Origin of the sequence: Actinomadura spongiicola (assembly GCF_003432485.1) — a bacterium.
GTDB lineage: Bacteria > Actinomycetota > Actinomycetes > Streptosporangiales > Streptosporangiaceae > Spirillospora > Spirillospora spongiicola.
In genome coordinates this window covers 1-14,440 of record NZ_QVNQ01000014.1, presented here as the reverse complement: position 1 = coordinate 14,440, position 14,440 = coordinate 1, and the positions used below count along the sequence as shown (strand labels likewise).

The following is a 14,440-nucleotide window of genomic DNA, read 5'->3' as shown; positions in this document are numbered from 1 at the left end:
AACGAACCATGACCCTGACCACCACCGACGAGCGCACGGCCCTCGACACCGCGGTGCTGACCGCCGCCGAGCACGCCGAAGAGGCCGACCGCGCCGGGCGGCTGGACGACGCGACGGTCGCCGCCGTCGCCGCGACCACCCTGCCCCGGCACTTCGCGCCCGCCCGCTGGGGCGGCGCGGAGTCCACGTTCCGCGAGCTGACCGGAGCGGTCGCCCGGCTCGGCGAGGCGTGCGCGTCCACCGCCTGGTGCGCCGCGATGTTCGCCTACACCGGCCGGTTCGCCGCCCACCTCCCGATCGACGGCCAGCGCGACCTGTGGGACGGCACCCCGGAGACGCTGCTCGTACCCGGCCTGGTGCCCGCCGGATCCGCCGACGTGACCGAGGGCGGCTTCCTGCTTCGCGGACGCTGGCGCTACGTCAGCGGCGTCGAGTTCGCCGACTGGGCCCTCATCGCCGGGCCCGCGCCGGGCGGCATCGAGCCGCGCTTCTTCGCGGTGCCCCGCGCCGACTTCACCTTCGAACGGACCTGGGACGCGGTCGGCATGCGCGCCACCGGCAGCCACACCCTCGTCGTCGACGAGGTCTACGTGCCGGCGCACCGGACGGTGCCGTTCAAGGAGGTGATGGGCGGCGTGAACACCACCTCGCAGGCACCGCAGCACAACGTCCCGCTGCCCGCTGTCGGCGGCTTGACCTGCGTCTCCGCGCTGCTCGGCGCGGCGCGCGGCGCCCTGGCCGCCGCGACCCGCACGGCCGCCGCCAAACGCGCGGCGGCCCCGCCCACCGCCGCGCCGCGCAGCGGGGGACCACCGCCCGCCGGCGACGCCGCGGCACTGGACCTCGCGACGTCCGCCGCGCGGATCGAGGCGGCCGGGCTGCTGGTCGACCAGGTCGTGTCGGCGCTGGACGCCGGCGAGGGCCGGCCGCACGCGTTCGAGAACGCCAACCGCGCCTCCTACGCGGCGTCCCTGCTGGTGGAGGCGGTCAACGCGCTGATGAGGTCGGCGGGCACCGCCGCGCAGGACCGCGGCGACCCGCTCCAGCGCCACTGGCGGGACGTCACCGTCGGCTGCTCGCACGCCGCGCTGCGCCCCGAACGCGCCGCGCCCGGCTTCGTCGAGGCGCTCGCCGCGCGCACCCGAACCTGACGGAGCCCGAGAGGAGACGACGATGCGATACGGAGTGGCACTGCCGACCATGGTCCGCGGAGTCCGCGGCGGTGACCTGCTGGACTGGGCGCGCCGGGCCGAGACGGCCGGATTCGCCGACCTCGTGGTGCTCGACCGGCTGGTGTACGGCAACGACGAACCGCTCGTCACGCTGGCCGCCGCCGCGGCCGCGACCGAGCGGATCAGGCTGACCACCGGAATCCTCATCGCCCCGTACCGGAGCGACACGGCGCTGGTCGCCAAGCAGGCCGCGTCCGTGCACCACCTGTCGGGCGGGCGGCTCACCCTCGGCGTCGCGGTGGGCGCCAGACCCGACGACTACGCCGCGACCGGCGCCGAGTTCGGCGACCGCGGCCGCCGCCTCGACGCGATGCTCGCCGAGATGCGCAAGATCTGGGCGGGCGGCGAGATCGGACCCGAACCGCCCGGCGGCGAGCCGGAGATCCTCGTCGGCGGCCGGGCCCCGGCCGCGCTGCGCCGGGTCGTCGCGCACGGCGACGGCTACTTCGCCGCCGCCGGGCCGCCCCACACGTTCGCCGAGCGGGCCGGCGAGGTCCGCCGCCGCTGGCGCGAGTCCGGACGGCCCGGCGAGCCGCGGGTCGTCGCCCAGGCGTACTACGCCCTCGGCCCGGACGCGGACGCCGCCGTCCGCGAACACCTCGGCGACTACTACTCCTTCGCCGGAAGGCTCGCCGAAATGATGATCAAGGGGACGCCGGTCGGGCCCGCCCGGCTGCGCGAGACCGCACGCGCCTTCGAGGAGGCCGGCTGCGACGAACTCGTGCTGGTCCCCTGCTCGTCCGGGCCCGAACAACTGGACCTGCTGGCCGAGGCGCTCGGGGAGGCCGCCTGATGTCCCGACGAAGAACCGTCATCACCGGGATCGGCGTGGTCGCCCCCGGAGGGATCGGTACCGCGCCCTTCTGGGAGCTGGTCACCTCGGGGCGGACGGCGACGCGCCGCATCACCCAGTTCGACCCGTCCGGGCACCGCTGCCAGGTCGCCGCCGAGTGCGACTTCGACCCGGCCGCCGCCGGGCTCGCCCCACGGGAGATCCGGCGCACCGACCGGTTCGTCCAGCTCGCCAAGGTCGCCGCGGGCGAGGCCATGGACGACAGCGGCCTCACCGTCGACGACCGGCTTGCCACGCGCACCGGCGTCGCGATGGGCAGCGCGGTCGCCGGCACCAAGAGCATGGAGGCCGAGTACGTCGTGCTCAGCGACGGTGGCGCGCACTGGAACGTCGACCCCGCCTACGTCAGCCCGCACATGTACGACTATTTCCTGCCCAGTTCGTGTGCCGCGGAGGTCGCGTTGACCACGGGCGCCCGCGGTCCGGCCACGGTCGTCTCGACGGGCTGCACCTCCGGAATCGACGCGGTGGCGCACGCCGCCGAGGTGATCCGGGACGGGGCCGCCGACGTCATGGTCACCGGCGGCAGCGACGCCCCCATCTCACCGATCACCGTCACCTGCTTCGACGTGATCAAGGCGCAGTCGGTGCACAACGACGACCCGGCGCGCGCCTGCCGCCCGTTCGACCGCACCCGCCGCGGCCTCATCCTCGGCGAGGGCGCCGCCGTGCTCGTGCTGGAGGAGTACGAGCACGCCCGGCGGCGCGGCGCGCGGATCTACACCGAGCTCGCGGGCGCCGCGTCCCGGTGCAACGCCTTCCACATGACCGGCCTCAAACCGGACGGCCGGGAGATGGCCGAGGCGATCACCACCGCGCTCGGCGAGGCCCGGATGGACCCCGGCGACATCGACTACGTGAACGCGCACGGCTCGGGCACCAAGCAGAACGACCGGCACGAGACCGCCGCGTTCAAACGCGCCCTCGGCGAGCACGCCCGCCGCGTCCCGGTCAGCGGGATCAAGGCGGCGGTCGGTCACTCGCTCGGCGCGATCGGGTCCATCGAGATCGCCGCGTGCGCGCTCGCGATGGACCGCGGCGTGGTGCCGCCCACGGCCAACCTCCGCGAGCCCGACCCCGAGTGCGACCTGGACTACGTCCCGCTGGACGCGCGAGAGCAGCGCGTGCGCGGGGCGCTGACGGTCGGCAGCGGGTTCGGCGGGTTCCAGAGCGCGATGGTGTTCCGCGACCCGGACGGCGCCTCGGAAGGGAGGAGCGCATGAGCGGCCAGGCGGTGGTGACCGGCCTCGGCGTGACCGCGCCGAACGGGATCGGCGTCCACGAGTACTGGGACGCGGTCCGGGACGGCCGCAGCGGCCTCGGCGCGATCACCAGGTTCGACGCGTCCGGCTACCCGGTGGCCGTGGCGGGGGAGATCCCCGAGTGCCCGGCCGAACGGGAACTGCCGGAACGGCTCCTGCCACAGAGCGACCGGGTGACCCGGCTGGCGCTCGTCGCCGCCGGCGAGGCGCTGGGGGACGCGGCGATCAAGCCGGGTGACGTGCCCGAGTACCAGATGGGCGTCGTCACGGCGAGCACATCCGGCGGCCTGGAGTTCGGGCAGCGGGAACTGCAGAAACTGTGGGGGAGCGGTTGGCGCGACGTCAGCGCCTACATGTCGTTCGCCTGGTACTACGCGGTCCACACCGGCCAGATCTCCATCCACAACGGCATGCGCGGCCCCGGCGGCGTGCTGGCGTCCGAGCAGTCGGGCGGACTGGACACGCTGGCGTTCGCCCGCCGGAAGATCCGGGCGGGCACCACCACGATGGTCGCGGGCGGTGTGGACGGCACGCTCTGCCCGTACGGGGTCGCGATCCAGACCGCGAGCCGGGAGCTGAGCCCGTGCGCCGACCCCGCGTCCGCCTACCTGCCGTTCGACGCCGCGGCCGAGGGCTGCGTCCCGGGCGAGGGCGGCGCCGTCCTCATCGTCGAGGACCGCGCCGGCGCCGAGGAGCGCGGCGCCCCGCAGATCTACGGCGTGGTCGCCGGGCACGGCGCCGCGTTCGACCCGGAGCCCGGCTGCGCCGACGGGCTGCGCCGGGCGGCGCTGGCCGCGCTCGACGACGCCGGGCTCCCTCCCGCCGCCGTCGACGTGGTGTTCGCCGACGCCGCGGGCCGCCGCGACCTGGACGACGCCGAGGTCGCGGCCCTCACACGGCTCTTCGCGCCGCGCGCCGTCCCGGTCACCGCGCCCAAGTCGATGACCGGACGGCTGCTGTCCGGCGGCGCGGCGCTGGACCTGGCGACCGCCCTGCTGGCCCTGCGCCACGGGGTGATCCCGCCGACCACCGGGACCAGCCCCGGCCGCGCCGACGACCGGATCGACCTGGTCGTCGCGGAGCCGCGTCCCGCCGAGATCGGCACCGCGCTCGTCCTGGCCCGCGGGCGCGGCGGGTTCGCGTCCGCCGCGGTGCTCACCACGCCCTAGCGGCCCGTCCGACCGAGGAGTGCGCATGACCGGCATCACGCCGTACCGGGTCGCGATCCCCGAATCCGAGCTCGACGACCTCCGGCGCAGGCTGCGCGCCACCCGATGGGCGCCCGACCCGCCCGGCACCGGCTGGTCGCGCGGCGTCCCCACCGCCTACCTGCGGCGCCTCGCCGACTACTGGGCCGACGACTACGACTGGCGGCGGCACGAGGCGGATCTGAACGCGCACCCACAGTTCGTCACCGAGATCGACGGAACTCGCGTGCACTTCCTGCACGTGCGCTCCGCGAACCCGGACGCCGTCCCGCTCATGCTGCTGCACGGCTGGCCCGGATCGGTCGCCGACTTCCACGCCCTGATCGGCGCCCTCCGGGACGACTTCCACCTGGTGGCGCCCTCCCTGCCCGGCTTCGGTTTCTCCGGGCCGCCGCCGGGACCGGGCTGGACCGACGGCCGCACCGCCCGAGCGCTGAACGTGCTGATGGACCGGCTCGGCTACCCCGTCTACGGGGTGCACGGCGGCGACATCGGCGCCTTCGTGGCACCGCTCATGGGCCGGGACGCCCCGGGCCGCGTCCGAGGCGTTCATGTCAACGCCCTGGTCACGCTGCCCGACGGCGAGGACGTCGACACGCTGGACGACACGGACCGCGAGAGGTTCGACGCGCTGCGCCGGTGGCAGGAGAACGAGGGCGCGTACCTGCGCGTCCAGGGCACCAGCCCGCAGACGCTCGCGCACGCCCACCACGACTCGCCCGCCGGGCTGCTCGCCTGGTTCGCCGAACGCTACCGTGACCTCACCGGAACCGCCGACCTCCCGGACGACGCCCTCGGCAGGGACGCCGTCCTGACCGACGCCGGCATCTACTGGTTCACCGGCACCGCGGGTTCGGCGGCGCACAGCTACTACGAACGCTTCCACGACCGGGCCGCGTTCGACGACCGCTCCCCGGTGCCCACGGCCGTGGCCGTGTTCCCCACCGACCACGCCATCCGGCCGTTCGCCGAGCGCGCGCACACGATCGTCCGGTGGACGGAGTTCGAGCGGGGCGGCCATTTCCCCGCGCTGGAGGCCCCGGACCTGCTCGCCGCCGACCTCCGCGCGTTCTTCCTCGAAACCCTCGGGAGACCGCGATGACCGAGCCGCACCTGCAAAGGCTGGCCGCGGGCGTCCACGCCTACGTGCAACCGGACGGCGGATGGTGCTTGAACAACGCCGGCGTCATCACGTCCGGCGGCATGACGATCGTGGTGGACACCGCCGCGACCATGAAACGCGCCCTGGCCCTGCGGGACGCCGTCCGCGACGTGGCCCCCGCGCCGCCGCGCCTCGTCGTGAACACCCACTTCCACGGCGACCACACGTTCGGCAACTGCGTCTTCACACCGGAGGCCGTCGTGGTCGCGCACGAGGGGACGCGCGCCGAGGCGATCCAGGCAGGCCTGCACCTGACGGGCCTCTGGCCGGACGTCGACTGGGGCGACGTCCGGCTCGAACCGCCGAGCCTCACCTACGAGCGGCGGATGACGCTGCACGCCGGCGACCTGCGCGCCGAACTGATCCACCTCGGCCCCGCGCACACCCGCGACGACACCGTCGTGTGGCTGCCGGACCGGCGGATCCTGTTCGCCGGCGACCTCGTCATGTCGGGCGTCACCCCGTTCTGCATGATGGGCTCCGTCGTGGGCTCGCTCCGCGCGATCAAGCAGCTGCGCGTCCTGGACCCGGCCGTCGTCGTCCCCGGGCACGGGCCCGTCGGCGGACCCGAGCTCCTGGACGAGGCGGAACGCTACCTCCGCTGGGTACGCGACCAGGCCAGGCAGGGGCTCGCCGGCGGGCTGGACCCCCTGGAGATCGCGCGCCGCGCGGAGCCGGACGGGCGGCTCCTCGACCCCGAACGCCTCGTCCCCAACCTGCGGCGCGCCTGCGCCGAGGAGGCCGGCGCCGCGCCCGGCGAACGCATGGACGTCGCCGCGATGTTCGGCGAAATGATCGCCTACCACGGCGGCCCGCTGCCCTGCCGCGCCTGACCCGGAGGAGATCCTGATCGCGAACCGGGGCGAGATCGCGGTACGCGTCGTGCGGGCCTGTTCAGCCGCACACCCGGATGGCCGACGAGGCGTACGCGCTCGGCGGCGCGGCACCGGCGGACACCTACCTGGACATCGGCCGACTGCTCAAGGCGGCGGCGGACGCGGGCGCCGTGCACCCCGGCTACGGGTTCCTCTCCGAGAGCGCCGAGTTCGCGTGGGCGGTCATCGACCAGGGACTGCTGTGGATCGGCCCGCCGCCGTCCGCCATCGAGATGCTCGGCGACAAGGTGCGGGCCCGCCACATCGCCCGCGAGCAGGGCGCCCCGCTCGCCCCCGGCACCGCCGCACCGGTCCCCGGCGCCGCCGAGGCCACCGCGTTCGGACGCGAGCACGGCCCGCCCGTGGCGATCAAGGCCGCGTACGGCGGTGGGGGCCGCGGCCTCAAGGTGGCCCGCTCACTCGACGAGATCCCCGCGCGGTTCGAATCGGCCGTCCGGGAGGCCGAGGCCGCCTTCGGACGCGGCGAATGCTTCGTCGAGCGCTACCTCGACCGCCCCCGCCACGTCGAGACGCAGTGCCTCGCCGACCGGCACGGCAACGTGACCCGCGAGACCGCCCTCCAGCGGGCCCGCCGCGCCCTCGCGGAGTTCGAGATCGCCGGCGTCGCGACCGTCCTGCCCTTCCACCGGGCGATCGTCACCGACCCCGCCCCCACCGCCCGCAGGTCCGTCACCGCCGAGGTGGACGGCAAGCGCGTCGAGGTCGTCCTGCACACCTCCGCGGACCCCGCGCCGGCCCGTCCCCGGCCACGCAGAGCCGAGCCCAGGCAGACCAACGGCGACGCCCTGCTCTACCCCCTGCAATCCACCGTCGTGAAGGTCCTCGCCGAAGAGGGCGCCACCGTCGCCGCCGGCGACACCATCGTCGTGGTGGAGGCGATGAAAATGGAGCAACCTCTCACCGCCCATAAACCCGGCACCATTTCCGCCCTGAACGCCCACCCCGGTCGCCCGGTGACCCCCGGCACCCAGATTTGCCTGATCCAATGACAGGGTTCTCCGAGAAGTTCGTCACTCTTCCCGGCGTCCAGACGGCAACGCGCCGACCGCGACGTCTTCGCCGCCGCACACCCCGCGGATCGGCGCGGTCATGTGTCGCACGTCAACGGACGATACGGTGCGCCAGCCATCCCGCGAACTTGACCCTGGCCAAGAAGGTTCTGCCCGGCGCGGGTCTCGCCGCGCGTTCCCGGCCCGATCGGTGGTCGTCACCGACCGGCTGTCGTCGTCGAGCATGGCCTTCAGCCGCTCGTGGGCGAGACGCCCGACCTCACCCCCGGCGAGCGCCAGAGCCTTGAGCGACTCGACGGCGGCGAAGCGCGCGCTGTGCAGCGGATGCGTCTCGTTGGTGAGCGGCCACGCCCGGCGAGCGGTGGGCCGGCCCTCTGAAGTCGCGATGGTGCTGCGTTACGCCAGGAGGACGCTCAGAAGGCCACGCTGACAAGCCGTGCTCGGAGTGCACTCCTGGTCAAGTCGTGGTGCGCCCGCAGTCAATGACATGCGGCGCGTTCGTAGATCATCCTGAAATCGGTTCAAAGCTCCACCTGGACAAATAGAAGGAGTCCGGGAAGGATTCACTGTGCCGACGAAAATGCGGGGGCAACCGTCGTCAGCCGATTCACCATACGTGTCGCCCACAATGACCTCTTCCTTGGTTTTCCCGAGAACGCCAAGTTGGACGTGGCGCCGTTGTTCCGAAATGGCGTGCGACCAGAGCACCGTCCACGCCTTCGGGTCGAAGGGCGTTAGCCACTCCACATCGACCGAAGTGCACAGGGGCCGTACCTCGAACACCCGATCGCCGAGTCGCCGACTCGGCGTCGAGGAGAAGGCCGCCTGATCGTGGCCTCGCTGCCAGCGCCCGCGCTCGCGTCGGCTTCCCACTGAGAAGGAGAGAAATTGAGGAGACCATCCCGTGGTACCGTCCGGCGCGCCGCGTCGGTGGGGCTGGCCGGGTTGCTGGCGACGGTGGGCCTGGCGACCCCCTCATACGCCACGGCCGCCGCCGAGAACGCTTTCGCGCCGGTTCCCGACCGGTTCATGACCTGGAACACCAACGGTCAGGGTCTCGGCACATCGGAGTCGGTCGCGGAGCAGATCAAGAGTTTCCGGCCACAAATAGCCGCGTTGCAGGAGTCCTGCCTGAACGAGGTACAGGAGGCCGTCCGGCAACTCAATGAAGCGGGCCTGAAGTACCGCTACCGGAGCGGGCTGGCCGCTCTGAACGCAGGGTGCCCGGGCCGGCTGGGCACGGCGATCGTCTACGCCGAAGGCACCCAGATCAGAGCGCACAACAGGAAGGGGTACAGCGAGGACGAAGGATGGCTTGAGGCGCGTGGTATGCAGTCGTTCACCACAAGGGTCGCCGGCCAGTCGGTGCGAGTCTTCAACACTCACCTCAGCGCACCGGGCCACGAACGACTGAGGCGACTCCAGGTCCGGGAGCTCGTGAACGCCACCCGACCGCACCGTCGCGCGATGATTCTCGGTGACCTCAACACGCGCCCGTGGGTCTCCAACGTCATGTCGCCGATCTGGGATGCCGGGTTCAGAGACGTCGACCCGTTCTGCGGGCGTGTCCTGGACAGCCGGTGCAACAGGACGCTCCCCGACACGCGCGACGCGAAGTTCGACTACATTCTTCTCCGGGGCGGCCTGAACTTCAGCAACTGTCGGCTGCATACGCCCACCCGCGACCACCGGATCGTGATCAGCGAACTCACCCTGTCCCAGGGCCCCCGGCCCTCGTGCGTTGTGACCTGACCTCCCAGCGCGGCCGGCAGAAACCCGGTTCCTGAGCGGCAACGCTGCTCAGGAACCGGAACGCCATCAGAACCCAGCAAGTACAGGCCACCCAGGTCATCGCATCTAAGTAGCCGTTTCAGGGAGCGGTCGACGTTCGGCGCCGCCCTTTTCGTGGAGGGCCTGCCGACGGTAGCGGCCCGGGGACACGCCATAGGCGGCACGAAAGGCACGGCTGAAGTGCGCCTCGTCAACGAAGCCCCAGCGTCCCGCGATCGCCTGGAGTGAGCGAGCCCGATTTTCGGGGCTGGAAAGGTCACGTCGGCACTGCTCTAGCCGCAGGTGCCGAATCCAGGCGGAGACCGTCATCTCCTGCTGGCTGAAGAGCTTGTGCAGATAGCGCACGGAGATCTGATGAGCGGCGGCGATGGTGGTCGGGGACAGGGTCGGGTCGCTGAGCCGCCGCCGGACGAAGTTGTCGATCCGCAGCCGAAGCAGACGTTGCCGCGATTCGGTCGACTCAGCCTTGAAGCCGTCCAACCGTTGGGCCAGGACGGTGGCGAGCAGGTCGACCGTGATGGAGGCCAGGGAGGACGCGTCCTGAAGTCTGATCTGCTCGGCCCGCGGAACGATGTCACTCAGCCAACGGCCGAACAGCGCCCCCACGCCCTGGTCGGTAGAGAAGGAAATCGCGGTGAGTCGATCGACATCATCGGCGGCCAGCGGGAGCATCCGCCGGGGTATCTGGAGAGTAACGCCTGAAACGGTTTCGCCGGTGCACTCGCGCCAGCCGTCGATCGGACGGGAGGTGTCGAATACGACGAGGTTCCCGGGGCCGAACACCGTCTCGCGCCCCGCCTGCCTCAGGCCCGATTTCCCGCTGAGAATAAGATTGACCTGGTAGGCCTCCGGATCGTTTTGCCGGATCAGTTTCGCGGGCCTGTAGATATTTACCGATGGATGTCTCAGCGTGCCGATATGTATGTCGCCCAGGCTGACCGTCCGCGCCTCCGCCCGGAAATCATAGGGATTCGCACATTGAAGCCAGGTGCGTGTAAGAGCTTGGCCTGTGCGTTCCTGCCACGAAGCGAACCGCTCTTGAGGCAAGATTCCATCAGTGCTGATCGTGGTGATCTGCATGTCCCAACCCCCGTGAAGTGACAATACCGGCCATTCTGGCACGCGCGTCTCCAGCGAACCAGAGCGGCCATGCAGGCCGAGGGACACCGGTAGATAAGCTTGATCAGCAACAATGCGAGCAGCAGAAGCGCGATCGGCCTTGTTGGCCAGATTAGGCCAACAAGGCCGATCGTGAGACACCCGCTCTCACCCCCGCGAGAGGCGGTCGATCTTGGTTGGCTGCCTGAGAAATTTCGCCCACTTCCCAAGCCTCTGGTTGGCTCCGGCCGTTCGCACTCCCGGCCGCAGGCCCGTGGCGCTGCTTCGCACCACGGGCTTTGGTTCCGGTCAGGAGGGCTTGACGATGCCGAGGCCGTCGGCGCCGACCTTGATGGAGAACTCGTCCAGGTCTCCCTCGGCGATCGGCTGGAGGTGTCCGTCCAGATCACGGACGGGACTGGCCTCCTTGTACCAGGATTCGATCACCGCGTTGCCCCAGAAGTCACGCCGACGGTCGTCGTGCACATTCCACCGGTACGTCTCATAGTCGGGGTCGCCGGTGAAGTAGTCGGACGTGTAGACCTCCACCCGGTGCCCATCTGGGTCGCGGAGGTAGACGTAAAAGGCGTTCGACACACCATGCCGTCCGGGCCCGCGCTCGATGTGGTGCTCTTTTCCCAAGGCCCCGAAGATGTCGGCGGTTCGGAGAACCTGGTGGGACTCGTGCGTCGCCATCCCGATGTGGTGCAGATACGGGCCGGGCCCGTGGGTCAGTGCGACGTCGTGAACGGTCGGCTTGCGGAACATCCACGCGGCGTACAGTTCACGCTCGCCGTCCCCTTCGATGGTCTCCGAACAGCCGAACCCGAGCGACTGGTAGTACTCGTAGGCCGCCGGGATGTCGGGCGTGCAGATGTTGTAATGGTCCAGGCGCGCGATCTGGGCACCGCGGTGCAGGTCGTAGCGTTGGATGAGGCGCTCGCCGCGGGCGATGTCGTGAAAGAACTCGACGGGAATACCGAGCGGGTCGACGACGCGGACGGCGTCGCCGACACCCCGCGTTCCGCTCCCGGCGGGGACACGGCGGACGGGACGGTCAAGCTCGGTGAAGAACTTCTCGGCCCGGTCGACATCCTCAGGCGTCCGGACCCGGTAGGCGAGGTGATCGAGCGCCGCCACGGATGCGGTGCGCAGCACGACGGAGTGGTGGGTCAATTCATCGGAGCCGCGCAGGTAGAGCGCGTCCTCGTCCTCATACTGAACGTGCATGCCGAGCATGTCGACCCAGAACCATCGAGACGCCGCCAGGTCGGTGACGGTGAGCTGCACGTAGGCGGAACGGATGACGTCGGGGGCTGTACTCATGATTCCTCCTGGACACCGAGCGAGGGACGTGGGCCCGGTCAGGGCCTTGGTCGAGGAGAAGAAACCGATGCCTTGTACGCCTCCTCTGCCTGGTTGGGAGCGCTGTACGACGATGGTCGGGCCAACGACCCACGGAATATAGGGACCTTCGTCCCTCCACGTAACTCTTTTGGTCCCAAACGACCCGCGTTCGGCCAGGTGGCTAGAGGGGTTGCAGCCTCGCAGTCGGTGGAGGAGCGGCCGTCGGCGTCCTTCGACACTCCGGCGCCCGGACCCCTGTCGATCGGCGACCAATCCCGCACGGGGGAGCGTGAGCCAACCCGCGGCCCCCGCGAACGTTTCGTCGGCCCCGCCGCACGCGGCGATCGTCAGGTCGATGCCCGCGAGTTCGCAGCGTGGGTGGACAGAAACCGTTGCCGCAGCATGGCGACGTGCCGGGTGCGCCAGGCCACGGCGTCGTCGGCGGTGACCAGGCCGTTCAGGTCGGCGGGGACGAACGCCCTGACGCGCGACCCCAGACCGGTAAAGGGTTCTTAGGGACCTGAGCCTGAAGGCCGGTCAGGTGAAACACAGTGTCAAGGTCCGCACAGTCCTCACGTTCGAGGAGGTACTAGCGGGCGAGTGTGGCCCGGTTGAGGTCGCGCTGGGTCAGGACGTTCATGGCGCGATCGGAATTGGGGCAACACCGCAGGACGGTGGCGATGAGGGCCGGTGTTGGTTGGAGACGTATGCGCATAACGCGATCTACTTCTCATGTGCGCCGACTGCCACCGGCGTCCCGATGCCAGGACCGAGCGGGGCGGGCAACCGTCGCAGGGTGCCCACCCCGGGGTCGGATCAGCCGTTGTAGGGGGCTGTCACGTCGAGGACCCAGGTCACACCGAACCGGTCGGTGAGCATGCCGTACAACGGAGCCCACGCCGCGGGCTCCAGCGGGCGCAGGACGTTCGCGCCGTCGGCCAGACGCTGCCACAGTGCGCTGATCTCCTCGGTGTCTTCGCCGCGCACGGACACGAAGAACGAATTGGCGCCCAGGTCGTACGGCATCGCCGAGGGCACGTCGTAAGCCATGACGTGGAAGCCGTTGTCGGCGACGACCTCACCCCACATCACCCAGTCCGCCTCGTTTTCGTCCTGGACGTTGCCGGCGTCCTTGTAGGTCACCGCGACGGTGCGCCCGCCGAAGACCGACTGGTAGAAGGCCAGCGCCTCACGGGCCGAGCCGCGGAAGTTCAGATGCGTGGTGGTGGTGACGGCCATGGTCTGCTCCTATTTGGGACATGCGCTGGATGAGGCACACGCGGATAACGGGCGAAATGCCCTGATATGGCATCCGTGGTGGAGCATGGCACCCATACAGGACAGGTTCTGTCCTGTACTTGCCACATCATGGAGGCATGCAGAAAACGTCCTCGCGTCTGCTGACCCTGCTCTCCCTGCTCCAGGCACGACCGGAGTGGAGCGGAGACGAGCTGGCCGAGCGGCTCATGGTCACCGTGCGCACCGTGCGCCGTGACATCGACCGTCTTCGCGCGCTGGGCTACCCGGTCGCCACGGACAAGGGACCGGGCGGCGGGTACCGCCTGCGCCCCGGCTCACAGATGCCCCCGGTGCTCTTCGACGACGAACAGGTCGTCGCTCTGGCCGTCGCGCTGCAGAGCACCGCCCACCCGGCGATCGCGGAGGACGCCGACCGGGCGCTCACGACGATTCGCAGCGTCCTTCCTCCACGCCTGCGACAGCGCATTGAGACACTCCAGGTCACCACCGTCCGCCCACCCGAGCCCGGCGCCCCACCGGCCCTCGCCCTGGACCCGCTCACCGCCGTGAGCACCGCGATCCAGCGCCGCGAAGAACTCCGCCTGGACTACACCCCACAGCCAGAGGCCGCACCTCAGCGACGCCGGGTGGAGCCCCATCACCTGGTGGCCTGGCGCACCCACTGGTACCTGCTGGCCTGGGATCTCGACCGCGACGACTGGCGCACCTTCCGCATCGACCGCATGACCCCACGCACGCCCACCGGTCCGCGCTTCGCCGTGCGTCAGGTGCCGGGCGGGGACGTCTCCACGTTCATCACCAGCCGGTTCCGGGGCTCTGACGGCACCGACGCCGCCTGGCCCTGCCAAGGCGAGGCCATACTCGATCTTCCCGCCGCAGAAGTCACGCCCTACCTCGCCGACGCCTTCGTGGAAACGGTCGGCCCCACACGATGCCGCGTCATCACGGGATCCTGGTCCTGGACCGCCCTCGCCGCCACCTTCGGCCGTTTCGACGCCGACCTGCACATCATCGGCCCGCCAGCCCTCCACAAAGCCTGCGCCACACTCGCCCGCCGCTACGCCGCCGCGGCGACGGCCACCGAACATGACCAGCTGCGCGGCCCCGACACCTGACGGCCCGTGCCGCTCGGCGCGCTCGCCGACTAGTTTCCCGGAACCGACGACACCGTCGAACGACTACGGGACGGGGTTAAGACGTCATCTCATTTGGCGAGTCGGCGGTGACAGATGAGGGTGGCGGCGATGCCGACGAAGGCCAGGAAGTGCTCGGGCTTGCGTTCGTAGCGGCGATGCAGGCGGCGGCAGCCGCTCAGCCACGA

11 protein-coding genes and 2 pseudogenes are annotated in these 14,440 nt (G+C 70.8%); 9 read left to right on the top strand and 4 right to left on the bottom strand.

The features are described 5' to 3' along the window. Positions 1-8: 8 nt before the first annotated feature. From D0T12_RS32135 to D0T12_RS32100, 8 genes and pseudogenes are all read left to right on the top strand, one after another. Positions 9-1,151, top strand: a complete 1,143-nt coding sequence (locus tag D0T12_RS32135; RefSeq protein WP_117404513.1) for an acyl-CoA dehydrogenase family protein — start codon at positions 9-11, stop codon at positions 1,149-1,151. A 22-nt stretch (positions 1,152-1,173) separates the two neighbouring features. Continuing rightward, on the top strand, positions 1,174-2,025 hold the full coding sequence (locus D0T12_RS32130; RefSeq protein WP_117404512.1) for an LLM class flavin-dependent oxidoreductase: 852 nt from the start codon (positions 1,174-1,176) through the stop codon (positions 2,023-2,025). After that, complete coding sequence (locus tag D0T12_RS32125) at positions 2,025-3,308, top strand: beta-ketoacyl-[acyl-carrier-protein] synthase family protein (protein WP_117404511.1); 1,284 nt, start codon at positions 2,025-2,027, stop codon at positions 3,306-3,308. Before D0T12_RS32130 ends, D0T12_RS32125 begins: the two co-directional genes overlap by 1 nt. Next, on the top strand, positions 3,305-4,516 hold the full coding sequence (locus tag D0T12_RS32120; RefSeq protein ID WP_117404510.1) for a beta-ketoacyl synthase N-terminal-like domain-containing protein: 1,212 nt from the start codon (positions 3,305-3,307) through the stop codon (positions 4,514-4,516). The genes D0T12_RS32125 and D0T12_RS32120 overlap by 4 nt, the downstream gene beginning before the upstream one ends. A 25-nt stretch (positions 4,517-4,541) precedes the next feature. Further along, positions 4,542-5,657 (top strand): epoxide hydrolase family protein, encoded by a 1,116-nt coding sequence (locus tag D0T12_RS32115; protein WP_117404509.1) that lies wholly within the window; start codon positions 4,542-4,544, stop codon positions 5,655-5,657. Further along, positions 5,654-6,550: an MBL fold metallo-hydrolase gene (locus D0T12_RS32110; protein WP_117404507.1), complete on the top strand. Its 897-nt coding sequence runs from the start codon at positions 5,654-5,656 to the stop codon at positions 6,548-6,550. Before D0T12_RS32115 ends, D0T12_RS32110 begins: the two co-directional genes overlap by 4 nt. Before the next feature lie 10 nt (positions 6,551-6,560). Next, positions 6,561-7,602 (top strand): annotated as a pseudogene (locus tag D0T12_RS32105) (ATP-binding protein). A 909-nt stretch (positions 7,603-8,511) separates the two neighbouring features. Beyond that, positions 8,512-9,375, top strand: coding sequence for an endonuclease/exonuclease/phosphatase family protein (locus tag D0T12_RS32100; RefSeq protein ID WP_147339722.1), 864 nt, complete (start codon positions 8,512-8,514; stop codon positions 9,373-9,375). 105 nt (positions 9,376-9,480) lie between these two features. Here the strand turns inward: D0T12_RS32100 and D0T12_RS32095 are convergent, their stop codons facing one another. From D0T12_RS32095 to D0T12_RS32085, 3 genes are all read right to left on the bottom strand, one after another. Beyond that, complete coding sequence (locus D0T12_RS32095) at positions 9,481-10,494, bottom strand: AraC-like ligand-binding domain-containing protein (RefSeq protein ID WP_117404501.1); 1,014 nt, start codon at positions 10,492-10,494, stop codon at positions 9,481-9,483. Between the two features lie 327 nt (positions 10,495-10,821). Next, positions 10,822-11,838, bottom strand: coding sequence for a 3,4-dihydroxyphenylacetate 2,3-dioxygenase (hpaD, locus tag D0T12_RS32090; protein ID WP_117404499.1), 1,017 nt, complete (start codon positions 11,836-11,838; stop codon positions 10,822-10,824). A gap of 837 nt (positions 11,839-12,675) precedes the next feature. Then, positions 12,676-13,098: a VOC family protein gene (locus D0T12_RS32085; protein WP_117404497.1), complete on the bottom strand. Its 423-nt coding sequence runs from the start codon at positions 13,096-13,098 to the stop codon at positions 12,676-12,678. A gap of 137 nt (positions 13,099-13,235) precedes the next feature. On the opposite strand from D0T12_RS32085, the gene D0T12_RS32080 reads away from it, so the two are divergent. After that, the gene (locus D0T12_RS32080) at positions 13,236-14,234 is read left to right on the top strand and encodes a helix-turn-helix transcriptional regulator (RefSeq protein ID WP_117404495.1); all 999 of its coding nucleotides are present in this window, start codon (positions 13,236-13,238) and stop codon (positions 14,232-14,234) included. 89 nt (positions 14,235-14,323) lie between these two features. On the opposite strand, the pseudogene D0T12_RS32075 reads toward D0T12_RS32080, so the two are convergent. Further along, positions 14,324-14,440, bottom strand: a pseudogene (locus D0T12_RS32075) (IS5/IS1182 family transposase); the annotation flags it as partial.